This is a genomic window from Cupriavidus basilensis, assembly GCF_000832305.1.
GTDB classification, from domain to species: domain Bacteria; phylum Pseudomonadota; class Gammaproteobacteria; order Burkholderiales; family Burkholderiaceae; genus Cupriavidus; species Cupriavidus basilensis_F.
Genome location: NZ_CP010537.1, coordinates 1,827,111 through 1,852,341, shown reverse-complemented (window position 1 = coordinate 1,852,341; position 25,231 = coordinate 1,827,111). Strand labels below are relative to the sequence as shown.

Sequence of the window (25,231 nt, the reverse complement as noted above, 5' to 3'; positions counted from 1 at the left end):
ATCGATGGGATGGCGCGGCCACGCTAAGCCAGGCCGCCCCGCTATCGCGGCACCGTCGGCGCCCGGATCAACCGGCGCCGCGCACCGTCGCGCCTGAACGGCCAAAGGCCCGCATCAGCACGGCGCCGGTACCGCAAACGCCCATGACCACCGCCAGCGGTAGCGCGCTGCCGTCCCGCCAGAAGCTGACGGCGGCGCCGGCCAGGGTGCCCAGGGAGAATTGCAGCGTTCCCATCAATGCGGAAGCGGTGCCGGCACGATGGCCCTGTTGGTCCATGGCCAGTGCCGAGGCGTTCGGCAGGATGCAGCCGAGGCTAGCGATAAACACAAAGAAACCCGTCAGCAGCACCGGCAGCGGCGCCATGCCGGCGAGCACGGCCGCAGCCAGGACAAGGCCAGCCAGGCACGGCGCAAGCAGCGCGCGGCGCAGGACGTGGTCCAGCGTGCGGTTGCGCACCAGGCGCGCATTGAGCTGCGACATGCCGATCAGGCCCAATGCGTTGGCACCGAACACGAAGCCGTAATGGGAGGGATCGATGCCATGCAACTCGATCAGCACGAACGGCGACCCTGCGATGTATGCAAACATTCCCGCCTGCGCGCAGCCGGCGGACAGCGAATAGCCGACGAAACCCCGATCTCGCAGCAGCTCGCCGTAGTTCGAGAGCACGCGCCCCAGGCGCAAGGGCATGGCGCTGGCGTGGTCGAGCGATTCCTCCATATAGCGGTGGACCACCCACAGAATCAGCAGGCTCGCGCCGCACAGCAACCAGAAGATGGCGCGCCAGCCGAATGCCGCCAGCACGGCGCCCCCGATGATGGGCGCCAGGATCGGCGCCAGGCCCATCACCAACATCAACGAGGAGAAAGCGCGCGCGGACTCATGGGCCTCCAGCCGGTCCCGAATGACAGCGCGCGCCATCACCATGCCAGCGCAGCCGCCCAGGGCCTGCAGGAAACGCCACAGCATCAGCGCATCGACGTCGCGCGCGAGCGCGCACCCGGCCGCGGCCGACGCATAGGCCAGAAGGCCGACATACAACGGCGGCTTGCGGCCAAAGCGGTCGCTGATCGGGCCATAGAATGCCTGCCCCACCGCCAATCCGACCAGGAACGTCCCCAACGTGAGCTGCACGCGGCCGATATCGACCCCGAGATCCCCCGCCAGCGCCGGGAAACTCGGCAAGTACATGTCAATGGAAAGCGGCGCCAGTGCGGTAAGCGAAGCGCATACCAGGAGCCAAAGCGGAAAGCGCGCGGATTGCGGGGCGCGGGTGGAGCGGGTCATCGAAACATCCTGAGGAACAACCGGGCGGCCGGGATGGCCACCGGCGCCCAATGCGTCAAACTGGCTAACGGCGTAGCGGCACGGGAGCGGCTAAAGACGTAATTGTTGCATAGCGTAACAAGCCGCGCACCCGGCATGCCGCGCGGCGATGATGCAGGCGCACGTCCGACCGGGCGCGCGCAACTGTGATGACAGGCCCGACGGGGCCGCGGCATTGCGGCATTGCGGCGATTTCGCGCCTCGCTTCGCCGCGGAGTGGAGGAGTGCGTGGCTTTCAACGGTAGCGACGCCAAGGGTACAATGCCAGCCTGTCGGCCGCCTGGGGCGGACGATCACGCAGCCCGACGCACCGCGGGAACCCACCCGATGGTGCGGCTCCCGGCAACGTTTTCCTGCATGAGAACAAGATACAAACTGCTTTCTGTCTTTCTTGCCCTGGCCGCCGGCGCGGCTAGCTTGCCGTGCGCGCAGCGTGCGCATGCGGCACCGGTCCCAGCCAGGGCCGCCGCCTCCGCGCCGGCCCCCGTGGTGGTGGACGAGGCCGATGCCCTGGCGCAAATGCTCAAGGGCGCTGCCACGGGCCAGAATACCGGCGCGGCAGGCGTGCCTGAATTGCTGCGCAATACTGCCCGCCCCGACAACATATTGTCGCGCGCTTGCCGCCAGCTCAACGATGCCCTGCCCATCGAGATCGATGGCGAGACGCGCTTGCGCCGCTGCCAGTCGGTCCCTGGCAAACATATCCTGTTCCAGCTGGAGCTGACCAAGTACCGAGGCCCCATGCTGGACCTCGCCAGCTTCGAGCTCAGCTACGCCGCGCCGCTGCAGCGCAATATCTGCGCGAACCGGGACGTTGAAATCCTGACCAAGCTGGGCATCAGCATGATGTTCCGCTACATGACCCGCAACGAGCGCGGCGAGCGTCGCGTTGGCGACGTCTACATCAACGCGCCCATCTGCGCCTCGGCATTGCGCTAAGTCCTTCCAGCCTCATCTGGCATTCCTGCCGGGAGCAGGCGCGCCAGCTCCCGGGCATGACTCAGGCGAGCCTTGGACGCAACGGCACCACGTTGGCCGCGCGCCGGGGCAGCACACGGGTTTCCTTCCATCGCGCATGCGCCAGCGGGGAACCCCATACCAGTCCATGCAACCGGGCGAGTGCGAAGGGATCGCCCAGCAACAGATGCTTCTGGGCCGCCGACAGTGCGTCCGGGCCGGCGGTGAGGGCCTGTTGCACCAGCGCGGCGTGCTCCGCTTGCGTAGCCTGTGGCTGCACCACGCGCGACGAGGCGGTCGCGCACATCAGCGCATTGGTCACCGGGTCGGCCACGGCATCGATGAATGCCGGCGGCTCCCCCGCTGCCTCCACGTGCTTCTGCATGGCCACCATCTCGCGCGGGGGCGTGGCCTCCTCCGGCGTCACGAACAACCTGGCCCCGCGCAGCGCGCGGCCCAGCGAGACCCGCGACAGCCAGACCGAAAGCGGAATCGAGCATGCCAGCGAGCCCACGATCGGCAGCAGCCACCAGACAAAATTCGGGTCCAGCCACAGCACCAGCCCGCCCCAGGCCAGGCCCAGCAAGGTGTGCATGCCGTGGCGGCGGAACGCCTCGCCCCAGGTGGTCTGCGCATCTTCACGCGGCGGCGACTTCCAGGTAATGCCCCAGCCGCTATAGGCCGCCACCACGAACTTGGTGTGAAACAGCATCCGGACCGGGGCCAGCAAGGCCGACATCACGACTTCGATCAGCATCGACAGCACCAGGCGCAACGGCCCGCCATAGTTGCGCGAGTCCTTCATCAGCAGCACCACGCTGGCGATCTTGGGCAGGAACAACAATGTGGCGGTCGCCGAGAACAGCGCCAGCGCCTTCTCGGGATGCCACTCCGGCCAGGTCGGGAACAGCTGGTAGGGCTGCGTGAAGTACGCCGGCGGCACCAGCGCGTGCTTGGCCAGCATGATGGTGGACAACACCAGGAACAGGAACCACAGCGGCGCCGACAGATAAGCCATCACACCGGTGAGGAACACCGCGCGGTGCACGGCGTGGAAGCCCTGCTTCATCCACAGGCGGAAGTTCATCAGGTTGCCCTGACACCAGCGGCGATCGCGCTTGACCTCATCGAGCAGGTTCGGCGGGAGTTCTTCATAGGACCCCTCCAGGTCATAGGCAATCCACACGCCCCACCCGGCCCTGCGCATCAAGGCGGCCTCGACGAAATCGTGCGAGAGGATTTCCCCTGCCAGCGGACCCTTGCCGGGCAACGGCGCCAGCGCGCAATGCTCCATGAACGGCTGGATGCGGATGATGGCGTTGTGGCCCCAGTAGTGCGATTCGCCGAGCTGCCAGTAATGCAGGCCAGCGGTAAACAGCGGCCCGTACACGCGCGTGGAAAACTGCTGCATGCGCGCATACATGGTCTCGCGGCCCACGGCCAGCGGCGCGGTCTGGATGATGCCAGCCCCCGGATTGCCTTCCATCAGCTTGACCAGCGTGGTCAGGCATTCGCCGCTCATCACGCTATCTGCGTCCAGTACCACCATGTAGCGATAGGCGCTGCCCCAGCGGCGGCAGAAGTCCGCCACGTTGCCGGTCTTGCGCTTGACGCGATGGCGGCGCCAGCGGTAGAAGATTCGGCCAAAGCCGTTGACCGCGCGGCAGGTTTCCATCCACGCATCGGTCTCGGCGGTACGCAGGTCCGGGTTGCCGCTGTCGGACAGCACGAAGAAATCGAAGCGCGCCAGCTCGCCGGTGCGTTCCATCGACTCATAGGTCGCGCGCAGCCCGGCAAATACCCGGGTCACGTCCTCGTTGCAGATCGGCATGATGACCGCCGTGCGCGCCTCCTCGGCAATGGGCCCATCCACCGCGGCCGAGCGCGAGATCAGATGGCGGTCGCCGCCTTTGGCCAGCACCAGGAAACCCATCATGGCAGTCCAGAACCCGGCCGACACCCACGAGAACAGGATGGCGAAGAGCGCCAGCACGGCGATCTCGAGCGGATCGGTGCCGTGATAAGGCAGCACCTTGGTCATGAAGTAAGTCGCCAGCACGGTCTGCCCGGCTACCAGGCCAAGCAGCACCCATCGGCGATGCTTGCCTGCCGGGTGCCATTTGCCCTCGGCATCGGGACCGTCATGCAGCGTGTCCCAGGTTTCCGGCATTGGCGGGCGGCCCAGCATGCGCCTGCCCAGGTTGCGCAGGAAGCCGGTGACGATGTGCGGAGGCCACGCCCGCGGCACCATGGACGCGCGTTTGGGCTCGGGGCCGGTGTCGATATGCACGGTGCCGTCCGCACGACGCTGCACCAGCGGCTCACCCGACGCCTGCGGCGCGCCATAGGCAAGATTGAGGCGGCGCCCCACCGAGCCGTAGGACGGCCCCGCCGGGGATGGCTCGCCGTCTTTGGCCGCGAGTGTGCGCTGCAGCAGATGGATAGCCGACTCCGTGTCGGCGGCGTCGCTGCCAGCGACGTTGTCAAGCAGCTCGCGTCGCTGGTCGGGCGAGACAGGAACGCGATCGAGATAGCGCTCGCATGCCGCCGCCGGCGCGGCGCGCCGCTTCAGCCTGGGGGTAAGATGTAGCTCCACGTCTCGGATAGGGTTGTATTGCCGTTGCGAAGATAGCCGCGCAATTCGACCGGTTTGTTCTCGTCCTTGCGGCGCACGACCATGGTCATGCGCCAGCCGCCGGTGGCCGCGTTGCGTTGCGTCGAAGTGTTCAGCAGCTCCCCGTTGCTGTCGGCCGAGATCACCGGATCGATCCGGGTATCGGCGGCCAGTTTCCTGAAGGCCGGGCCTTCAAAGTCCACCACCAGCGAAAAACTGGTGTCGTCCTGCTTGCGGCTGAGGCCCTGGCCACGCCGCGTTTGTGTCACCCACGACAGCGGCGGCTGTTTCTCGCCGTCCTTCTGCCACAGCAGGCGATATTCGAAATCAAAAGGTTGCTTGGGCTTGGGCGGGGTGTCAGGCACCCAGTACGCCACGATGTTGTCGTTGGTCTCGTCCGGGGTCGGGATCTGCACCAGCTCGACCCGGCCCGAGCCCCAGTTTCCCTTGGGCTCCACCCAGGCGCTCGGCCGACGCTCATACCAAGCGCCAATCTCCTGGTAACTGCTGAAATTACGATCCCGCTGCATCAGGCCAAAACCTTGCGGATTGGTCGCGGCAAACGAGGTCACCAGCAGGCGCTTGGGATTGCTCAGCGGGCGCCACAGCCACTCGCCCGTGCCGAGCTGCACCGAGAGGCCGTCGGAGTCATGCACCTCGGGCCGATAGTCCGGCACCGACGAAGGTTGGTTCTCACCAAAGAGATACATGCTGGTCAGCGGTGCCAGGCCAAGCTTGGTGACGTTCTCCCGCATGAACAAGCGCGACTTCACCTCCATGACCGTCTCCGTGCCTGGCCGGATCACGATCCGGTACGCCCCGCTCACGCGGCGCGAGTCCATCAGCGCATAGATGGTCAGTTGCTTGTCCGCCGGCGATGGCCGCTCGATCCAGTACTCCACGAAGCGCGGGAACTCTTCGCCGGAATTAAGCCCGGTATCCACGGCCAGGCCCCGCGCCGACAAGCCATACCACTGGTCCTTGCCCAACGCGCGGAAATAGCTGGCGCCCAGGAAGGAAACGACTTCGTCCTTGCCCTTGGTGCTGTTAAGCGGATAGAGCACGCGCAAGCCTGCGAAGCCGAGCGTCTTGAGCTTGCTGGCATCGATCTTGTGCGGCCCGTAGTTGAACGCGGACGGATCGAAGCGGATCTCGCGGACGCTCCCGCTCACCACTTCATTGATGCGCACCGGCTGGTCGAACACCATGCCTTCATGAAAGAAGGAGAGCTCGAACGGCAGCTTGGCATTGCGCCACTGATAACGCTCAGGCTTGTATTCGATCTCGCGGTAGCGCTCGTACGGCAGCTCGCGCAATTCGCGTGGCAGATTCTGCGCGGGTGCCTTGTAGGGACTTGCGGCCAACTGGCGCGCGCGCGCCGCCACGGTGTCGAAATCGAATGCGTGCGCCGCCACGGCACACAGCGCCAGCATGCCGCCGCACAACCACCTGCCGAGGCGAAGCGCGCCTGTGTTCGCAGGCGCCAATGCACGGCGCTGGATGGATTCGACGGTCGGCAAGGTAACGTTTTCGGACATGAATGCCAGTGACAGGCGTAGTTGGACGGTTGGGATCGATCAAGCACCGCAGCAAAAGGCGGGCCACCATGCGAGCGGGATGACGGAAGCAACGGCAGGATGCCGGCCAGCGCGAATCCGGGGGAATCGGTAGGGGATCTCGCTGCGCATCGTTTTTGACTGGGTGCTGACTTGGTGTCTGGATGTATCGGGACGTATCCGACTTGCTGCAATGCGCAATAAGACCTTAACAACTCGAGACTAAGAAGTCACGTTTCGATCACGCAACGTTTGCAACAATTTGAAACCCCAGCCATCCGGACGCCGCTTTCCGCGCGCCGCACAAGCCCAGGCATCACATTGGGCATACCGTCGAATCATCGCTTGGTGCCTCGCAGGGCACGTTCGGGGCACAGCCATTTCTTCAGCGATTTCCCCTACGGCGCCACCACGCACGAACAAGGCGGAACGCGAACATCGCCCCCCCCTGCCCTCAGACCGCTGCGCCATGCTTCCTGCATAGCGGCAGCCCCCGAATCTGCAACGCTAGAATACGGATCGCACGCCGTCAACGTGCGTGGCGAGCACCTGCGCAGCACTGGAACGGCGCATAGCGCACCTGCAAAATCGTGCACTGCACTGGAATCATGCGGATGGGGTCCGCCGCGCCCAAAAAAAAGAGAGGCCGTAGCCTCTCGATCGGGTTCCGCCTCGATGCCAGTCCCCCCGGATGGCGCATGGCGCCGCTGGACATCGGTACCCGGGAGCGCGGCGCCGCGCGCTTCACGCGCGACGCAGGGCTCACAGGCGGCGTGGCGAACTAGCTCGGCAGCAAGCGCACGCACCGGCGCGCTGCTGCCCGTCGCCTTTCACTAGCTGCGCTCAGGCGCCTTTATTCATCATCTTGTCGGCATCGGAAGGCGCATGGTTCTTTTTCTTCTTCTTTGCCGGCTTCTTCGTCGTCTTGCCGGAGCTTGACGCCGCTGGCTTGTCGCCGGCCGCGGGCGCGGCTGGCGCTGACGCCTGGGCATAAGCACCCGCACCAAACATGGCCAGCGTCAACATCACGATCCACTTCTTCATTTCAGCCTCCTGGTCAGCCGTAACGAGAAGCCTGCCTGCGGCCCTTGGTGGCGCTAGGCACCTGCGCTTCGTGACTACCAGAACGAGGCACGGAACGAATGGGTTGACCTGTCAGTTCGCCTATCGACACTGCAACGCAGCATCCAGCCTGGCCGCCCGCGCCGGCACAGGCATCAAGGACACACGCGGCTGAGCAGTTCGCCGGGAACAGTGCCTGCGCTGGCAGGCTGCGGCATTCCCGTGTGAGGGGCGTTGATGGTGTAAAGCGACTCGCCGCGCGCGTAACGCTTGGCGTAGAGCGTCTGCTCCACCACCGCATACATGGACGTGGCGCAATTGAACACCATGCGCTTGAGCGAGGAACGGATCGGCTCGCCGCTGGTGGTGCGGATCACCCCGGCCGGCGCGTTGCGCATGACGGCGACACCCACCTCGGGACCACGGCGGCGCACCGAAGTCTTGTCGAAGTAAGAGATCACCCCGTTGGCGCCCGTCAGGGGCAGCCAGCGCTGCGGGTCAGGCACCGAAGAATCGGGCGCGGCCGGCACGGTGCAGCCTTCGCGCGGCGTGGAACGGAAGGCAACACCCCCGCTGGGAGCCTGGCATTCAAATGAACCCGCCGTGGCGGCGGGGCGAACCGTGGCAACAGGCTCGGCATACGCGGCAAGACAGACGCTGCTGCCAACCAGCACGGCGGCAGCGTGGAAAAAGGCGCGCAAGGACATGGACGGACCCTCGTGTAGACCAAAAGACAACACGCATTGTCGCACACCATGCTGCGCAATCTGCTCAGCGCGTGCGCTGGCGCCAGTCCTGCCGGCCGTGCCGGGCTGCCAGGTAAGGATGAAAAATGGAAGGCTGATCGCGGTGTTCCGGCAAGGTGAAATCCGGGCCCGCGAACAAACCCGCGTCCCGGTCAAGGCCGCCGGCTACCGCGACAGCGCCTCGAGTGCATGGCGCGAAGCCTCATCGGCCGGAAAAAAACATTCAATGCGCATTTCCTGCAGCGTGACGTCCTGTGGAATGCCCAGCGTGGTCAGCGTCGAGAACAGCGAGGCGCGAAAACCATCGGCGGCCAGCGTCACAGGCAGCATTGGAGCCGGCGTGCGCTCGGCAGCGTCGTCGTCGAACAGCGCAGCGCCGGCCGGCCCGACCATATCGGGATGCCAGTGCGCGATGCGGCTGAAGATCTCCCGCGCGGTCTGGTCCTGCGCTTGCGTCTGCAACTCCTGCCACACACGCCGCAGCAGGTGGCGCCCGACCTGGCGCGCGTTGTCGATGACCGGCCACAATCCGTGCGGATCGAAGACGGTCAGCATCAGGTTGATGCGCCCGCCGCCCTCCTCCAGCCTGGACGGTGCGCGCCCACCCAGCAGCACGCCAATCATGTTGCGGTATGCCTGATTGGCGTCGAGCATGTTCCAGAACCGGTCCAGCACCACGGCGGGATAAGGCTCTTGCTTGGACAGGATCAACGCCACGGCCTGCTGCACCATCTGCAGCGCGGGTGCGCCCAGGCCGTGCTCGGTGTAAGCCGGCGCAAAGCCACCAGCAAGGAGCAGGCGGTTGCGCTGGCGCAGCGGCACGCCAAGGCGGTCCGCCAGCGACAGCACCATCTCGCGGCTGGGCCGGGCGCGGCCGGATTCAAGGAAACTGATATGCCGCTGCGACACCCCGGCGGCCAGCGACAGCGCAAGCTGGCTATAGCCGCGCCTGCCGCGCCAGTAACGCAGCAGGCCGGGGAAATCGAGAGCGGTTTCGGAACTGGGGGTCAGGGTATCCATGACGGCATTACAGCATGGCGAAGGCCGTCTGGCGATTACCTGCGAAGTCATGCTGGCACCGCCCCCAATGCCGCAACGCGACACCAGCCCTTGCTGAAATACGGTCGTCGACGGCGGTCCCGCCGCCCTACCCTAGGTTACCCGCCCGCGTGTTTCGCTCAGCGCAGCACCCAACCCGTATTTCCGGATCTTCTGGTACAGGGTGCTCTTCGCGATGCCGAGCCGCGAAGCTGTCCTGGTCAGGTTGCCGCCGCTGTATGCCAGGGCTTTGCGGATGGAATCCGATTCGGCCATCTCCAGTGAGCAAACCGGCTCGGGCACACTGCCGGCGATGTCCTTCGCCCGGCCCGCCCCGCCCGGCATGCCCACCGCGCTGATTTCGAGCGGCAGCTTGTCCAGGGTGATCACGCCGCCTTCGGCCATCAGCAAGGAGCCCTCGAGCGCATTGCGCAACTCGCGGACATTGCCCGGCCAGTCGTAGGCAAGCAGGCATCGGTAAGCCTCATCGTCGAACGAGGCCACCGGCACCCCATAGCGCTCGCATAGCCGGCCCAGCCAGTGCGTGACCAGGGCCGGGATGTCGTCCTTGCGCTCGCGCAAGGGAGGTATCGCGATATTGGTCACGGCGATGCGGTAGAACAGGTCCATGCGGAATTTCCCCGCGGCCACGTCGTCACGCAGGTTCCGGTGGGTGGCGGCGACCAGGCGAAAACTGACCTTGCGCGGCGTGTTCTCGCCCAGCCGGTAGATCTCTCCCTCTTCCAGCACACGCAGCAGGTGGGGCTGTATGTCGAGCGGCATTTCGCCAATCTCGTCGAGAAACAGCGTCCCCCGGTTAGCGGCCTCGATCTTGCCGGCCGCGCCCGATCGGCGCGCGCCGGTGAACGCCCCCTCGGCATAGCCAAAGAGCTCGCTCGCAAGCAGGTCCCGTGACAGCCCCCCGCAGTTGAGCGCCACGAACGGGCCGTCCGCGCAGGCGCTGGCCTGGTGAATTCCCTGCGCGAACAATTCCTTGCCGACGCCGGTTTCGCCCAGCAGCAGCACCGGCACCTTGGACGGCGCCAGGTGCTGCGCCTTCTCCACAGCCGAGCGCAAGGCCACGCCGTTGCCAACGATGCTGGAAAACGCCGGCGCCGCACCCAGCCGCGCGGCAGGCGCGCCGGCAGCACCCGATGCAGGACGATGCGGCGCGGCAGGGATCACAACCACGAATCCCAGCATGTCGCCGCTATCGCGGATCGCTTCGAAGCGGGTCAGCCGAAGCCATTCGGGGAGCGGCGCGGATCCGGCGCGCGCCACACGGGCGTCCAGGCCGGGAATGGAAAACGCGCTGTTCAAAATTGTGCTCACGCCCAGCCGCGCCAGCGCTGAAGGCGCCTGCGGATTGGCCTTGACCAGGCGCCCGCCTTCGTCAAGGACGAGCACCCCGTCGCTGCGCACCGACGCAAAATGGCTCATGCAGCGATCCAGCAGCCGCAGGCGGCGCTCCATGGCCAGCTTGGCCAGCCGGCTCTCGATCCGGCCCGCCAGCGATACGGTCAGCGCCAGGCTATGCCTGCTATAGGTCTGCGCCAAACCTGACACGTCGATCACACCCAGCACGCCGCCGTCCAGCGGATCACGGATGACGGTGGCTGAGCAGGTCCAGCGCTTGATACCGGCGCAAAAATGCTCGGCACCATGGATCTGCACGGGTTGTTGCAAGGCCAGCGCGGTACCGATGGCATTGGTCCCGCAGTTAAGCTCCGTCCAGTCGCAGCCCGGAATCAGGCCGACTTCACCGGCGGGCTCGACGATATGCATATCGCCCTCCTGCTGGAGGATCATCCCGTCAGGATCGGCCAGCAGCATGATGGTGCCCGTCTGCGAAAGAAACTCGCGGGTCTGCTGTATCAGTGGCAGGCTGGCGCTGACCAGGCGATCATTCTTCTCCCGCCGGACTCTCAGGCCGGCTTCGTCCAGCGGCGGTGGCGCGGCCCCGGCGCCAGGATCAACCTGGCCCACCAGGCACCGGCGCCAGGAATCGTCGACCACGCAGCGCAGTTCGCCAGCGCTCGCCTCACCGCCATCGATCAGGTGCTCCCAGGCGGACATGATGCTGGCGTCATGGTCGGGATGGGAAAACCAGTCCATCGGTGTACCGGCTTCTTGCATTCCGTGTCTCCTTGCGGGGGCCCGCCCGATGCGGGCTCGGATGGCCGGTTATCCGGCTCGATCTCTTGTCTTGCGTGCTTCGCGGGACTGGCGCCCGCTCTTTGCATCCTACTCCCGACGGTGCCGCCAATGCCAGCCGGGGCTTGCCTACCCGCAAGTTCCAGGCCACGCGCCATGTGCCCGCCGTACGGCCCGCCCGGCCGCGCGGGCGCCCGAGCGCCCGTCACCGACCGGCCGAAAACGAAACGGCCGTCCGAAAATCGAACGGCCGAAAGGCCACCGCCAAGAGGGATGCATGATCCATCCCCTGGCCCGGAAGTGCAGAAACGATTACCTCGATGTCGAGACCGGTATCAGTCCGCGCGTTCCGGCAGAGGCAGCTTCACCCAGTCCGTATAGAACGCTTCGATATCCGGCTCGAAGTCGTGGATCACCGGATACCACGGCGTGGGGGCTTCCACGTCGTGCATGGTTCCGCACTTGGGGCAGTAGTATTCGCGGTACACCTGCCATTGCGTGTCCGGCGCCATCAGGTGCGGATAGACCTCGGCCATGGCTTCATCCGTGTCGCGCACGTAGACGTTGGCATGGAGCTTCCAGTTCTCCCGGTAGTCGCAGAAGACATGGCCGCAATCGCATTGCGTGACCCACTTTTTGGTCTTGGACTGCTGCACGATAAACATGTGCGGGCTAAGCGGCAGCACGATGCGATCGGCCCAATCGAGCTTTTTCTGCAGCGCTTGCACGTATAGCTGAAAGCGCGCGGCATCCTTGGGCATCGATAGCATGCGCAGGGTGGTGTCCCAGTCGAGCTTGCCGTCGACCAGGTTCTTGACCTGTTCACTGGTGTAAGTGGACATCTTGAATCCTCTCTGGCGTATTGACTAATGTGTGCATTGGTTGGTGCCGGCCGGGCCTCACTCTTCGACCAGCACCACGGTGTTGACGTCGGGCATCTTGGACAGGTCCATGCGGTACTTCGAGCCATAGGTCGGCACGTCCAGCTCGTCCTCGGTCAAGGTCCACGAGTCCGGCAGGCCCCAGAACGTGCGAAACTGCTGCTCGAACTTGCTCGACAGGCCAAAGCTGGTGGCAAACATGTGCCGCACCTGGATCGAGGCATGCTTGACCAGAATCCGCTCGCGCTCGCCCTTCATCCATTCCTGGACAGGCTGCGAGCGAGCCAGGCGCTGGTTGCGGATCTCGATACGCAGCAACGCGGTCTGCTTGGCATCCACCTTCCATATCCCATTGCCGTCCTTGGTTGCGACCGCGCCATATACCTTCTGCGCATATTCCGGCAGCAGCAAGGCGTTGTTCAGGTCCCGCTCGATGGCCTCGACCTCGCGGTCGAGCGGGTCGCCAAAGCCCGGGCCGCCACGCAGGTAGTTCAGGTACAGGTCGTAGTTGTCGTAGCAGTCCTCGGTCGTCATGCACTGCTGGTCGCGCTTGACGACCGCGCCGGCGTTGAGGTGGTTCTCGTAGTCCGGCAGGTCCGGATTGGCATCGCCACCAAGGGGCAGGCTGTCGCCGGCGGCGATGCGCTCCTTCAGGCCGGTCTTGTGGGCTTCGAAGCGGTAGCCGGTGGCGGCCGGATAGCCGCCCATCAGGCCCCAGTCGCTGTTCATGTAGCCGTTGCCCATGAAGAACATGGTCCAGTCCTGCGCTTTCCACACCATGCGCAGCGTCTCGAAGCCGCAGCCGCCCCGGTATTTGCCATAGCCGCCGGAATTGGCCTTGGCGTTGCGCCCCAGGTAAAGCAGGGGCTCGGCCATTTCCCATATCTCGATATCGCCCATATCGCCTTCCGGGTTCCAGATCGCCGCGGCATGGTTGAGACCGTCCTTGATGGCGCTGGCGCCGGTGCCGCACGACGAAGCCTCGAAGCTGTTGACCGCGTGGATCTCGCCCTCCTGGTTGATGCCGCCGCCCTGCAGCCAGTTGGAGGTGTTGGCGTTGCCGGCATTGACCTCTTCCAGGTAGCCGCGGCTGAAATAGGCCTGCGACAAGCCGCGCCACATCGCGCTCCAGCCCGAGACCAGGAAGTGCCAGGCATAGGCATGGCCAGTGCGGCGATCGTCCGGATTCATCCAGGTGCCCTTGGGCAGATGGAATTCCGTGCCGAAGTAGGCGCCATCGTTAATGCGTTGCGTGGGCACCAGCGTTTGCGTCATCATCACCCAGATACCGCTGGTAAAGGCCACGTGGTGCGCGTTGTAGGAATGCCAGCCCCAGCGGCTCGCGCCCTCGAAATCCAGGCGCCACGAACCATCCTTGCGGATTTCCATTTCCACCGGCGAATGCATGATCGAATCGAGCTTGGCGAAGGCCGACGAGGTCTGCACATCCGGGTGGTTGTACGGCACGTCGACAAACGCCACCTTGCGGTACTTGCCCGGCAGCGTCATCGCCTTGATGCGCGTCTGCAGGCCGCGGCGCCCTTCCTCGATCACCTCGTAGGAGAACTCTTCGTAGGCTTGCAGTCCTTCGTCCTCGATCACTTCCTCGATCAGGTCGCGGATCATGTGGCAGCCTGCGATGCGGGTTCGCTCGTCGAGAATCCAGTACTTCGGCGTGCGTACCGAACGCTGGCTTTCATGCAGCCAGTCGCGCAGCGGGGTGTCGTTCACCCCGGTCTTGCGACAGGTGATCATGTAGCCGTCGCCAAAGCGCTGCACCTGCCCGGTGGACATCGATCCGGGCGTCACCGCGCCGGTGTCGATCACGTGGGTCACGCCGCCCACCCAGCCCACCAGCTTGCCATGCGCGAAAATCGGCACGATGGTGGCGATATCGCAGGGATGGACGTTGCCGATCGCGCAATCATTGTTGGTGAACATGTCGCCGGGGTGGATGCCGGGATTGGTCTCCCAGTCGTTCTCGATCATGTACTTGATCGCGGCTCCCATCGTGCCGACGTGGATGATGATCCCGGTCGAGGTCAGCACGCAATCGCCGGCGGCGTTGTAGAGCGTGAAGCACAGTTCGCCCTCCTGTTCGACGATCGGGCTGGCGGCGATTTTCTTGGCGGTTTCACGCGCGTGCACCAGGCCGCCGCGCAGCTTGGAGAAGAGCTTTTCATAGCGGATCGGGTCCCGCTCGCGAAATGCAAGGCGCGTGAGCCCGTTGTAATGGCCTGTCTCGGCGGTGCGTTCGAGGATGGCGTCGCGGAACTGCTTGAGTGTCTCGCCGGTCTTGAGCAGGTCGGCGAGTCCGACTTCCTTGCTGGACATCATGTTCATGGCGTGTCTCCTTACTTCACTTCTTTAAGGTGGAAGAGGTGATGCTTGTCGAGCGTGGTGGCAAAGCCCTCGGGCACGACGAAGGTGGTGGCATCCGACTCGATGATGGCCGGCCCGGTGATGGTGTTGCCAGGCAGCAGCGCTTCCATCTTCCACAGCACCGCGTCGTGCCACCGCTTCTGGCGATACAGCGGACGCGTTCCCAGCCGTGCTTGCGCGGGGGGCTTCGGCCCGCCTTCCGGGTCTTCCGGCAGCACCGGCTTCTGGGTAATCACCATGCCGCGCATGATGGCGCCAGTGACGGAGAAACCCAGCTCTGGCGAACGCGCCGAACTGGCGTACACGCGGCCGTAGGTTTCCTCGAAGGCATCGACGATCTGGTCCCAATCGCCCGCCACGGCGGCATTGACGATCGGGGAGCTGATTTCCAGGTCGTTAAGCTGGCCCATGTATTGCATGCGGTAGCCGGGCCGCAGGATCACGTCTTCGGCCTTGAAGCCGTTGATCTTGAACTCCTCGATCACCTTGGCGGCCAGGTCCGACCACGCCCGCTGGATGGTCTGGGCCGCCCCGGCCTTGTCCTCCTGCGCAGCGTCCTGCGGCAGCGCCAGGTCGACGCTCTTGTCATAGCGGTACTCGAAGTCCGCGCAAGCACAGCCAAACGCCGAGAAGCCCGCCGCCCAAGCCGGCACGATCACATCCTTGAAGCCCAGCCCTTCGGTGTAGCCATAGGTATGGACAGGCCCGGCACCGCCGTAGGAGAAGCAGACGAACTCGGTCGGGTTATAGCCCTTGGCGCTCACGTTGGAACGCAAGTACTCGCGCAATTGCAGGTCGAGCAGTTCGATCACGCCGGCCGCGGCATCCTCTACCGACAAACCCAGCGGATCGGCGATCTGCGCCTTGATATGCTGGCGCGCCCGCTCCACATCCAGCCGGATCGCGCCGCCAAGGAAGTTGTCAGGATTGAGGTAGCCCAACACCACATGGCAATCCGAGACCGACACCGTGTCCAGCCCGCTTTCCGGCCAGCACGTACCGACCCGATAGCCCGCGCTGTCCGGGCCGAGCTTGATGGCGCCGCTATAGGGATCAAGCCGCACGAAGCTGCCGGCGCCAGCGCCCACCGAGTCCATCGTCACCAGCGGCAGGGACAGTACCAGACGCGCCATGTCGGGATCGGCGGCGATGGCGAAGTTGCCCTTGGTGATGAGCGCCATGTCGAACGAGGTGCCGCCGATGTCGGAACAGGCGATATTGTCGTAGCCCAGCGTCTCGCCCAGCAGCTTGGAGCCGATCACGCCGCCGATCGGTCCGGAGACGATGGTGCGCGCCAGTTCCTTGGCCTTCCAACTGATGGTGCCGCCGTGGGTGGCCATCACCCGCAGGTCGAACCTGGCACCGTGCTTCCTGAAGCGGTCGCTGACCTTTTTCAGCGTCTGCCGCGAGGGCTCGGCCGCGTATGCCTCCAGCACCGTGGTGTTCATCCGGTGGCTTTCCTTGCGCTGCGGGTAATAGTCCACCGAGGCGAACACCGGGATCTCGGCGCCGAGCTTTTTGAGCTCGTCACGCGTGATGTCTCGCGCCTGCTGCTCGCTGGTGCCGTTCTTGTGCGATTGCAGGAAGCAGATCACCACAGCCTTGGACCCGGCCGCCACCAATTCGCGTGTCGCCTGACGCACTTCATTTTCGCGCAGCGGGATCACGATTTCTCCCTGCACGTCGGTGCGTTCGGTCACGCCGCGGGTACGCGACAGGGGCACCAGCGGTTCGTCGTAGCGGTGCGTATTGAGATGGATGCGCTCCTCCAGCGCGTAGCCCAGGTAGCTCTGGATGGCCCTGCCCATCGAATGGACGTGCTCGAAGCCTTTGTTGACCATCAGGCCCACGTCCAGCCCCTTGCGCTGCACGACGCGGTTGAGCATCGCGGTGCCCGAGTACACGCAGGTCAGCAGTTCGGGGTATACGTCATCGACCCCGCGCTGCCAGTGCGCAAGCGCGTCCTCCGAGGAGTTGAAGATGGCCAGGGATTCGTCTTCCGGGTTGCTTTGCGCCTTGCCGACGACGAATCGCCCGTCGCCGCGCACAAAGAAGGTGTCGGTCATCGTGCCGCCGGCGTCGATGCCCATCACCTGGACTTGTGATTGCACTTCCATACTTGTCTCCTTGCTTTGTCAGCGTTCACGGCGGCTGCCAGGCAGCGCCGTTGCCAAACTCACCGCATCGCACGGTGGTCCGGTGTCAGTAACGCAACGCCTGTGCCAACTGTTGGAGAAAAGTATTTTTTGTTTTATATCAATGAGATAGCGAACAGCCTCGCGCAAAGGCCGGAGCGGGAAGCGACTTGTACCGTCTCGAACGCCGTGTTTTCAAACGGGGGCACCGTTCGGTTTTCATGCTGTGCCCAGGTGACGGCCCGGTCAGCACAAAGTGCCGCAAGGGGGAATGGGCACGGCAATCCAGGCAAGCCCGCAGCGGCCCTGACACACAGCAATGTTATGCTTTGGGCCTCGATAACTCCTGCGCGCACAGGGCGCGCACCCTGATGGAAATTGCCATATTGCTGGTGCTGATCCTGATCAACGGCCTGTTCGCAATGTCCGAAATCGCCTTGATGACAGCCCGCAAGGCCCGCCTGCAGCGGCGCATCGAAGAAGGCGACCGTGGCGCGATCGAAGCGATCAAGCTGGGCGAGGATCCCACCCGATTTCTGTCTACCGTCCAGATCGGCATCACCTCCATTGGCGTGCTGAACGGCGTCGTTGGCGAATCCACCCTGGCGCAGCCGCTAGGCGTCTGGCTGCAGGGCTTTGGCATGCAGGCCTCGACCGCCGGCTGGGTGGCGACCACCATTGTGGTGGCCGGCCTGACCTATTTCTCCATTGTGCTGGGTGAGCTGGTACCCAAGCGCCTTGGCCAGATGGCCCCCGAAACCATCGCGCGCCTGGTCTCGCGCCCGATTTCCTTCCTGGCGCTGGCCTCCACCCCGTTCGTCAAGCTGCTATCGAGCTCAACCCGGCTGGTGCTGCGCATGCTTGGCGTGAAAAGCGGCCGCGGCCCAGCGGTGACCGAAGAAGAGATCCATGCCCTCCTGGTGGAGGGCTCGGAAGCCGGCGTCATCGAGCAGCACGAGCACACCATGGTGCGTAATGTGTTCCGCCTGGATGACCGACAACTCACCTCGCTGATGGTGCCGCGCGGCGATGTGGTCTGCCTGGACGTGGAAGTCCCGCTGGAAGAAAACCTGCGCCGCATCGAGGAGTCCGATCACTCGCGCTTCCCGGTGGTGCGCGGCGGCATGCACGACATGCTGGGCGTGGTGAGCGCCCGCCAGTTGCTGGCGCGCCGCCTGCGCGGCGAGCCGACCGACCTCGCCACCGTGGCGCAGCCTCCGGTGTTCGTGCCGGAGAGCGTGACCGGCATGGAACTGCTGGAGAATTTCCGCATTTCCGGCGGCCAGATCGCCTTTGTCATCGACGAATACGGCGAGGTGCTAGGCCTGGTGACGCTGCAGGACCTGATCGAGGCCATCACCGGCGAATTCAAGCAGGATGGCGTAGGCGAGGAATGGGCCGTGCAACGCGAGGACGGTTCCTGGCTGCTCGATGGCCTCATTCCCATCCCCGAACTGAAAGACCGCATTGGCCTGCGCCAGGTGCCGGAAGAGGACAAGGAGCGTTACCACACGCTGTCCGGCATGTTGCTGCTGTTGTTGGGCCGCCTTCCGCAGACCACCGACACCGTGCGCTGGGGCGACTGGAAGTTCGAGATCGTGGACATGGACGGCAAGCGCATCGACAAGGTACTGGCGTCGCGCGTGCTGCCCGACGACGGCGCCGATGCCGAGACCACCGGCTGACCTCATACCCGCCTGCCGCCGAAACCTGGGCTTCGTCAAGCCCCGGCGAATCCGCACTATCCCTGTGCCCGCCACGCTTCGAGCGGCGCCTGCTCTACCGTATGATCGTCACTATGCCGTGCCATCCCTGACGCCGGCTTGAGGGCCAGATCCCCGAGCCGGCGCGCCGATGGCGCGGCGGTTGCCGCGGCCAGAGCTCTGGCAGGCCGCGCTCATGCCACCGTGCGGCGAAATCATGCTGCCCACAGGGACCCCCAATGCATCCAGACGCAGACGATGCCGTCCGCTCGCCGGAGGTGGACCCTCATGAAAAATGCGACTTCGTGGCTGCCTTGATGGCACGGCGGCAGATGCCGCTGGCCACGCAACCGCGCTTCGCGGTGCTGGTGATCCATCTCGATCGCTTTACCTACGCTAGCGAAACACTTGGTGCAGCGCTATCGACGCGGCTACGCGCGCAAGCGGCGGCGCGCGTAGCCGCGCTGGCCCAGACGGCCGAAGTGAACTGGCTGGGCCAGGCTGATATCGGCGCGGTTGTGCCGCTGTCCCCGCAGCTACTGCCAGCGGCCGATCCCTTGGAAGCGGCGATGCGCCTGGCGCGCGCCGTGGCCGCCGGCCTGGCGCGGCCGTTCGTGCACGACGGGTTCGAGCTGTTCCTGTCCAGCAGCATTGGCGTGGCGCTGGACGAACCCGACAAGCCAGCGGAGCGCAGCCTCCATGAGGCCTATGACGCGATGCTGCGCGTACGCAAACGCGGCGGCGACGGCGTCGCCGGCGGCATTGCCACCCCTGCATCACTTTCCACGCCGCTCCTGGCCGCCCTGCCTTTTGCCTTGGCGCGCGGGCAGATCGCGCTGAACCTGCAGGCAAGGGCATCGCTGGCCACGGGTTGCGTGACTGGCTACACGGCCCGTCTGCGCTGGCAGAGCCCTGAGTTGGGGCGTGTCGCGCCGCAAGACTTCCTGCCCGCGCTGGAGTCTCTTGGCATGATGGGCGAGGTGGCACGCTGGCTGATTGAAAACGCCTTGCCCCTGCTGGATTGCCCGGGCGTCGCCGATCCGGTGGAACTGTCGTTGCTGGTTTCCAGCGCCCAGTTGCACGGCACCGCGCTGATCGACACCTTGCCGCGCGCCCTGGCGGCGCGCAAGCTCGACCCGGCAAGGATCTGCCTCGAGATTCCCGGCGAGGCATTGCTGGCCGACGACCACGCTGCCGCGGCCAAGCTCGCCACGTTGCGCGGCGCGGGCCTGCGGTTTGCCTTGAGCGACTTTGCCGACGCGCCAGGCGGCACGTCAACGCTGGAGCGCCTGCAACCCGATTTACTGACGTTCGACGCGCGCTGCATCGGCAGCAGCGAGCAGCCAGGGCAGGCAGGCACCGCCGCCCGGCTGCAAGCCGCCTGCGAGCAGGCGCTGCGCCTTGGCCTGCCAGTCTGTGCCAAAGGCATCGAAACACGGCACCAATTGGCCGAAGTGCGACGTTGGGGCTGTTGCGCCATACAGGGATACCTGCTGGCACAGCCCTTCCCGGCTCACTGGCTGGCGCAGACACATGCTGCAATCTGCGCACGCGCGCGTGAATTGCCGACCTAGGGCGCAGCGTATGCCCGCGCCGCGCTACAGTCCTGGCACGATCGGTTACAAAAGGGCACGCATCGTGCTTCAATAGAGCACCGCGACAACGGTAAAATTACGGCGAATTCAATGACCGAAAGGAGTCTGGCGTGAAAAAAGGATGGATCTTCTGCGTTCTGTTTGCCACCCTGCTGGCTGGCTGCAACACCATGGCCGGCCTGGGCCAGGATATACAGAAGGGTGGCCAAAAGCTTGAAGGCGCAGCCGATCGCAGCAAGTAAGATGCGCTGACGGCACCGGAGCGCCAGGCATGGCGCTCCGCGGCCGTCACAACAACTGCTCAGGCGTGAACAGCGCGAGTACGTCGATCCACAAGCGCGTCTGCCAGCTTGTATCCGGCTCGGTATCGGACACCACCGCCTTATCCCCCTTGCCATCCACCCACTGCACCGCGCCCTGATCGGACAAGCGCAGCAGGTAGCTGTTGTCATCGATCGCCCCGGCGAACAATTGCGCGACTTGCTGCGCCAGCTTGGCGCTATGGATGATCAGACCCGTCTCCGTGTTCTGGCTGGCCGAGCGTGGATCGAAGTTCATCGATCCCACGAACAGGTTGGTCCGGTCGGCGACGGCTGCCTTCACATGCAGGCTAGCCTGCGAAGACGTGTAATCCCCGACGATTTGCCGCGGCCGGCCGGGGCGCGACTTGAGCTCATGCAGTTCCACCCCCGCGCGCAGCAGGTCGGGCCGATAGCGCCGGTAGCCCACATGGACGATGGGCGCATCGGTGGCGGCCAGTGAGTTGGTCAATACCCGCACCTTGACACCCCGCCTGACCAGATCTGCCATCCACGCGACGCCGCGGTCGCCCGGGATGAAATAGGGGGAGATCAGGATGACCTCCTGGCTCGCCCCGCTCAACATGCGGCCCAACTCCTCGCTCATGGTCTCGCCGGTGGCCGGCGCCTGGTCCGGCGCGGCTTTGCTCGGCGCGTCGACCATCACGCTTGCCGAAGCCCATTCGAGAGCCAGCTTGCCGCCGGCCGTGAGCTGGCGGCCCAGGAAGCTCGCCCGTGCATCGATCTTGCCGGCAGGCGTCATGCCCACTGCGTCGCTGCGCTTGCTATCCGTCTGCGTGTCAACGGCAGCCTGCCCGGGCCGCGCCGCGCTAGCGCCGGAGGCCGCATCCGCCGGGGTTGCCAGGACTTCTACCGGCACGGCCAGCGGGTTGTTCCAGTATCGGTCGAATGCGGCAGACAGCCGGCGTACCGCGGGGCCGGCAGCGATCACGTCAAGGTCGACGAAATTTGTGTCGGGAGCGCGCAGGAAATAGGCGTTGCCGATATTGCGCCCCCCCGTCATGGCCAGCGCGTTGTCGGCGATAAAGGCCTTGTTGTGCATGCGGCGGTTGAGCCGGCGGACATCGGTGGCGGACGAGAGCATCCGCGTCAGCTTGGAGAATCGCCCCGCAGGAAACGGGTTGAACATGCGTACTTCGATATTGGGATGGCCCGCGAAGCGCAGGAAGGCGCGATCCTTGCCGTCGCTATGCAGGTCGTCCACCAGCACGCGCACGCGCACGCCCCGCCCGGCCGCCGCGCGCACGTGCCGCAGGATCTCGCGGGACGATTCGTCGGCCTCGATGACGTAGTACTGGAGATCCAGGGTGCGTGTGGCATGGTCGGCCAGCGAAATCAGCGCGCCGTAGGCGTCTTCGCCAGAAGCGATCACATGAAAGCCGGACAGCGCCGGATCGGGCGAGCTCTGCGCAACCAGCCGCCCGAGGGCGGTGGTCGCCGGATCTGCCAGCGCTACGCTCTGCTCGCGCGGCGCTTCCTTGGGCAGGCTCGCGCACCCCCCGGCAAACAGGACACACGCGCAAAGCAACACGCGGCCAATCCGCTGGGCCAGCATTGCGCCGCGGCGCCGGGAAGCTGCCATGCCACCGGGGGCCGGACCCGCCAGTTGCACAGCCATGCTGCCTCCAGCAGTCGGGATATGCCAAGCTTATAACCTGGCGCGGCGGCCCGCTATCCGCCTTTGTCCGACGCCAGGGGCTTCAGGCGGACTTGCGCAGCGCAGCAGCCTCCTGCGCCAGTGTGCGCACCCGCGCCCAGTCGCCCTTTGCCACCGCATCCTTGGGCACCACCCAGGATCCGCCAACGCAAACCACATTGGGCAGCGCGAGATAGGTTGGCGCGCGGGCAAGGTCGATGCCGCCCGTCGGGCAGAAGCGCAGTTGCGCGAACGGCCCGTAAAGCGACTTGAGCATCGGCACGCCGCCCGACGCTTCCGCAGGAAAGAACTTCAGGAACTTGAAACCGGCTTCCATCGCGGCCATCGCCTCGCTGGCGGTGGCTACGCCGGGCAACAGCGCCACGCCCGCACCCTGCGCGGCCACGGCCAGCGCGGGCGTGAGCCCGGGGGAAACCGCGAATTGCGCGCCGGCGTCGCTCACAGCCTTCAGGTCGGCCGCCGTCAACACCGTGCCCGCGCCTACGCAGGCTTGCGGGAAAGCTGCCGCCACCGCCTTGATGGCGTCCAGCGCCACCGGCGTGCGCAGCGTGATCTCCAGCACCGGCAGGCCGCCGCCGATCAAGGCTTCGGACACATGCAGGGCTTCGTCCACGGAGGAGAATTCGAGCACCGGGATCACCGGCACGTTAACGAGGCGTTCGATCAGCGAGGGAGATTGGCTTTGCATGGCAGTGGATCTTCTGTGAGGTCGGACGATTGGGCTTGGGGCTTGAGGGCTTGAGAATCAGGCGATCACGGAAACCGACTGCGCCATTCGCGCCAGCACGGTTTCGATGGACGGGATCGGCGCCACTGCGCCGTAACCGGTGGTGGACAGCGCGGCCGCCACATTGGCGTAGCGCGCGGCGTCGAACGGATCGTCGCCCGCGGCAAGGCGCGCGACAAAGCTGCCACCGAAGCAATCGCCGGCCCCGGTAGCATCCACCGGGCGCACCGTGTACGGCGGCACCAGCGTGCGCGCCTCGGGCGTGGCCACGTACGCGCCCTCCTCACCCAGCTTCAGCGCGACCAGCCCGATGCCGCAGCCCAGCAGGTAGTCGACGATGGCGTCGCGGTCATCGAGGCCCGTCAGCACGGTGATGTCGTCCCAGCTCGGCAGGCACACATCGGTCAGCGCAAAGGCCTCGCGCATGATGCCGCGCGCGCGCGCCAGGGTCCACAGGCGCAGGCGCAGGTTGGTGTCGAGCGTGACCTGGCATCCGGCCTTGCGCGCATGTTCCATTGCCGCCAGGCCGGCATCGCACGCGCTGGTGCTGATGGCCAGGCTGATGCCGGACACATGCAGGTAGCGCGCTTCGGCAATGGCGTGGTGCGGCAGGTTCTCGTGGCTGTAGTGGCTGGCCGCCGAGCCGCTGCGCAGGTAGTCGAAACGGTGCCCGTGCGCGTCGTGGGTGACGAAGTACACACCGGTGGGCGCGCCCGCGTCGATGCGCACGTGGCGGGTATCCACCCGCTCCTGCGTCCACAGCGCCAGCAGCCGCTCGCCGAAGGTGTCCTCGCCCACCGCGCTGATATAGCCGGCGCGGGCGCCCTGGCGCGCCGCGGCGATACAGAAATTGGAAGTGTCGCCGCCAAAGCCCTGCAGGTAGCGGGAGGGATCGTCGGGCTGCTGGTTGAACTCAACCAGCGCTTCGCCGAAGGCGAGAATGTCGATGCTCATGGTGCAAGCGTCCCCTGTTATAGCTGTCGTTGCTGTCGTTGCTGTCGTTGCTGCTATCGCGGTTCTTGCTGCTGCGAGCGGCCGTTCAGAAGAACGTCTGCACGAGATCGATCACGCGCAGGTCGCCGTCGAGCACGGGAATGTGGCGCCACTTGTCGAAGGTAAGACAGGGATGGGAAATGTCGAAGGCCACCATGTCTCCGACCTGGACATCGTCGCCGGGGCGGATCGCCAGATAAGCGTGCTGGTCCATCATGCCTGTCACCTCCCAATGCGCGGGCACCGCCACCGGCACGCTCGCGCCGGGCCGGTAGACCTGCGCCGGGATCGGCATGCCCGCATCGAAGGCGGCATCGCGCTTGCCCATGCCAATGATGGCGCGCTCCGGCTCGGGAATCGACTGCACATAGGCCCACAACTGCAAGGCCGGCAACAGGCCCTCGCGCATCTTCTGCGCGACCGGGTTGCTGGCCAGAATGCGCTTTTGCGCGGCGCGGTAGATGCCCACGTCGTGCGTGAGGTAGCAGCCCGGGCGCAGCACGATGTCGATCGGCGCGCCGATGTCGGTGCGGGCGAACTCCTCCGCCACCACGTCGTACCAGGCCGAGCCCGCGCCGGACATCACCACCGGGCTGCGGCCGAAGCGGCCGGCCGCGAACAGCTCGCGCGTCACCGCCACGGTGCGCCGCAGGAAGTCGCGGATATCGGCCTCTTCCTGGAGCACGCCCTCGTAGATTTCCACGCCGGCCAGCGACAGCACGCCTGGCCAGCGCGCCAGCGCCGCCAGCACCGCTGCTTGCTGCTGCGCACCGCGCACGCCGGTGCGCCCGCCTGGCACGCCCAGTTCCAGCAGCACCTGCAGCTTTTGGCCGCGTGCGCTGAAGTACCTGCCCAGCTGGTCCACCAGCGCCGCCGAATCCACCAGCGTAAAGAACTCGAAATCCGGATCGCGCAGCAGGTCGGCCACGATTTCCATATTGCGCCGGCCCACCAGCTGGTTGGCCATCAAGACGCGCCGCACGCCGTGCGCGTACGCGGCGGCAGTCTGGTGCGCGGTGGCCAGCGTGATGCCCCAGGCGCCGGCGGCCAGCTGGCGCGCGAACAGCTTGGGCGCCATGGTGGTCTTGCCATGCGGAGCCAACTGCACACCGTACTCACCCATGAAGCGGCGCATCCATTCCAGGTTGTGCGCAAGGCGCTCTTCATACAGCACGGCGGCTGGCAGGCTGAGGTCTTCCGCCAGCAATTGCCAGCCCACCTGGCCGGCTGCGTCGGGTGCCAGCGGGGCGTCGAGCTTGCCCAGCGCCTTGTTGAGCGGATCGATCGTGCCGGCTTGGTACTTTATTTCAAGCATGCTGTCATCATCCTGAAAAATTCCGATTGACGTAATGATAGCCTTGAAATTACGATATTTCACCTTTGT

The 25,231-nt window shown here is 65.5% G+C and carries 18 protein-coding genes; 4 read left to right on the top strand and 14 right to left on the bottom strand.

Going from position 1 to position 25,231, the window contains the following annotated elements:
• Nucleotides 1–67: 67 nt before the first annotated feature.
• A complete protein-coding gene (locus RR42_RS28940) occupies nucleotides 68–1,288 on the bottom strand; it encodes a Bcr/CflA family multidrug efflux MFS transporter (RefSeq protein ID WP_043355043.1) in 1,221 nt (406 codons plus the stop codon).
• 396 nt (nucleotides 1,289–1,684) lie between these two features.
• Between RR42_RS28940 and RR42_RS28935 the strand changes: the two genes are divergently transcribed.
• Nucleotides 1,685–2,266: a hypothetical protein gene (locus RR42_RS28935; protein WP_043355041.1), complete on the top strand. Its 582-nt coding sequence runs from the start codon at nucleotides 1,685–1,687 to the stop codon at nucleotides 2,264–2,266.
• Between the two features lie 61 nt (nucleotides 2,267–2,327).
• Here the strand turns inward: RR42_RS28935 and mdoH are convergent, their stop codons facing one another.
• The 9 genes from mdoH to RR42_RS28890 form a co-directional block, all read right to left on the bottom strand.
• A complete protein-coding gene (mdoH, locus tag RR42_RS28930; RefSeq protein WP_043355039.1) occupies nucleotides 2,328–4,880 on the bottom strand; it encodes a glucans biosynthesis glucosyltransferase MdoH in 2,553 nt (850 codons plus the stop codon).
• Complete coding sequence (locus RR42_RS28925) at nucleotides 4,853–6,436, bottom strand: glucan biosynthesis protein G (protein ID WP_043355038.1); 1,584 nt, start codon at nucleotides 6,434–6,436, stop codon at nucleotides 4,853–4,855. Before RR42_RS28925 ends, mdoH begins: the two co-directional genes overlap by 28 nt.
• Nucleotides 6,437–7,297: 861 nt before the next feature.
• On the bottom strand, nucleotides 7,298–7,498 hold the full coding sequence (locus RR42_RS28920; protein ID WP_043355036.1) for a hypothetical protein: 201 nt from the start codon (nucleotides 7,496–7,498) through the stop codon (nucleotides 7,298–7,300).
• Nucleotides 7,499–7,671: 173 nt separating this feature from the next.
• The gene (locus tag RR42_RS28915; RefSeq protein WP_043355034.1) at nucleotides 7,672–8,223 is read right to left on the bottom strand and encodes a surface-adhesin E family protein; all 552 of its coding nucleotides are present in this window, start codon (nucleotides 8,221–8,223) and stop codon (nucleotides 7,672–7,674) included.
• A gap of 204 nt (nucleotides 8,224–8,427) precedes the next feature.
• Nucleotides 8,428–9,282: a helix-turn-helix domain-containing protein gene (locus RR42_RS28910; protein WP_043355032.1), complete on the bottom strand. Its 855-nt coding sequence runs from the start codon at nucleotides 9,280–9,282 to the stop codon at nucleotides 8,428–8,430.
• A 132-nt stretch (nucleotides 9,283–9,414) separates the two neighbouring features.
• Complete coding sequence (locus RR42_RS28905) at nucleotides 9,415–11,436, bottom strand: sigma-54-dependent Fis family transcriptional regulator (RefSeq protein ID WP_043355030.1); 2,022 nt, start codon at nucleotides 11,434–11,436, stop codon at nucleotides 9,415–9,417.
• 353 nt (nucleotides 11,437–11,789) lie between these two features.
• A complete protein-coding gene (locus RR42_RS28900; RefSeq protein WP_043355029.1) occupies nucleotides 11,790–12,296 on the bottom strand; it encodes an acetone carboxylase subunit gamma in 507 nt (168 codons plus the stop codon).
• Nucleotides 12,297–12,353: 57 nt separating this feature from the next.
• Nucleotides 12,354–14,678, bottom strand: a complete 2,325-nt coding sequence (locus RR42_RS28895) for a hydantoinase B/oxoprolinase family protein (RefSeq protein WP_043355027.1) — start codon at nucleotides 14,676–14,678, stop codon at nucleotides 12,354–12,356.
• Nucleotides 14,679–14,689: 11 nt separating this feature from the next.
• Nucleotides 14,690–16,834 (bottom strand): hydantoinase/oxoprolinase family protein, encoded by a 2,145-nt coding sequence (locus RR42_RS28890; RefSeq protein WP_043355025.1) that lies wholly within the window; start codon nucleotides 16,832–16,834, stop codon nucleotides 14,690–14,692.
• Nucleotides 16,835–17,223: 389 nt separating this feature from the next.
• Here RR42_RS28890 and RR42_RS28885 point away from each other — a divergent pair, with 389 nt between their 5' ends.
• The 3 genes from RR42_RS28885 (at nucleotide 17,224) to RR42_RS28875 (ending at nucleotide 20,392) form a co-directional block, all read left to right on the top strand.
• Nucleotides 17,224–18,537, top strand: coding sequence for a hemolysin family protein (locus RR42_RS28885; protein WP_043358150.1), 1,314 nt, complete (start codon nucleotides 17,224–17,226; stop codon nucleotides 18,535–18,537).
• A gap of 257 nt (nucleotides 18,538–18,794) precedes the next feature.
• A complete protein-coding gene (locus RR42_RS28880; protein ID WP_043355023.1) occupies nucleotides 18,795–20,129 on the top strand; it encodes a GGDEF domain-containing protein in 1,335 nt (444 codons plus the stop codon).
• A gap of 131 nt (nucleotides 20,130–20,260) precedes the next feature.
• On the top strand, nucleotides 20,261–20,392 hold the full coding sequence (locus RR42_RS28875; protein ID WP_006163387.1) for an entericidin A/B family lipoprotein: 132 nt from the start codon (nucleotides 20,261–20,263) through the stop codon (nucleotides 20,390–20,392).
• A 46-nt stretch (nucleotides 20,393–20,438) separates the two neighbouring features.
• On the opposite strand, the gene RR42_RS28870 is transcribed toward RR42_RS28875, so the two are convergent.
• The 4 genes from RR42_RS28870 to RR42_RS28855 form a co-directional block, all read right to left on the bottom strand.
• Entirely contained in the window at nucleotides 20,439–22,088 is a 1,650-nt protein-coding gene (locus tag RR42_RS28870) for a phospholipase D family protein (RefSeq protein WP_236702222.1), read from the bottom strand.
• Nucleotides 22,089–22,170: 82 nt separating this feature from the next.
• Entirely contained in the window at nucleotides 22,171–22,815 is a 645-nt protein-coding gene (gene eda / locus RR42_RS28865) for a bifunctional 4-hydroxy-2-oxoglutarate aldolase/2-dehydro-3-deoxy-phosphogluconate aldolase (RefSeq protein WP_043355019.1), read from the bottom strand.
• 57 nt (nucleotides 22,816–22,872) lie between these two features.
• On the bottom strand, nucleotides 22,873–23,808 hold the full coding sequence (locus tag RR42_RS28860) for a sugar kinase (RefSeq protein ID WP_043355018.1): 936 nt from the start codon (nucleotides 23,806–23,808) through the stop codon (nucleotides 22,873–22,875).
• 85 nt (nucleotides 23,809–23,893) lie between these two features.
• Entirely contained in the window at nucleotides 23,894–25,162 is a 1,269-nt protein-coding gene (locus RR42_RS28855; protein WP_043355016.1) for an amino acid deaminase, read from the bottom strand.
• Between the last annotated feature and the right edge of the window lie 69 nt (nucleotides 25,163–25,231).